Origin of the sequence: Vibrio sp. 10N.222.52.B7 (assembly GCF_041474275.1) — a bacterium.
Taxonomy (GTDB): Bacteria; Pseudomonadota; Gammaproteobacteria; order Enterobacterales; family Vibrionaceae; genus Vibrio; species Vibrio crassostreae_C.
Map to the genome: position 1 here is coordinate 1 of NZ_JBFRTU010000825.1, position 376 is coordinate 376.

1 protein-coding gene is annotated in these 376 nt (G+C 45.5%); it reads right to left on the bottom strand.

What is annotated here, in order from left to right:
- Positions 1 to 128 (bottom strand): shikimate kinase (locus tag AB4512_RS25480; protein WP_372176245.1); only part of this gene is annotated, 128 nt, incomplete at its 3' end.
- Between the last annotated feature and the right edge of the window lie 248 nt (positions 129 to 376).

The window sequence follows — 376 nt, forward strand, 5'->3', positions numbered from 1 at the left end:
ACGTTGCTTTGCGGATGGAAGTCATCGCCATCAAAGAATTGAAGCTCTAAAGCCTGTGCGATACGGCTACCAATTAGGCTTTTCCCGCATCCAGATACGCCCATCACGAGTATTTTTTTGCTTTTCATAAGGCAAGCCTTCCCTAAGCCCCAACCAAAACAGGGGCTGACAATCGAATCTAATAGTTAAACTTGTGTTGCTGTTGATAGGTTCCTGAACGTTAAACTCGCTCTGGAACCTTTGCTGTTATTGCCACCAAAGCGCGAGCTGAGGGAAGATAATAACCAGTGCCAGCACCAATACTTGAAGTGCAATGAACGGCAGTAGTGAAGAGAAAATCTCACCTAAGCTGATGTCTTTTGGTGCTACCGATTTC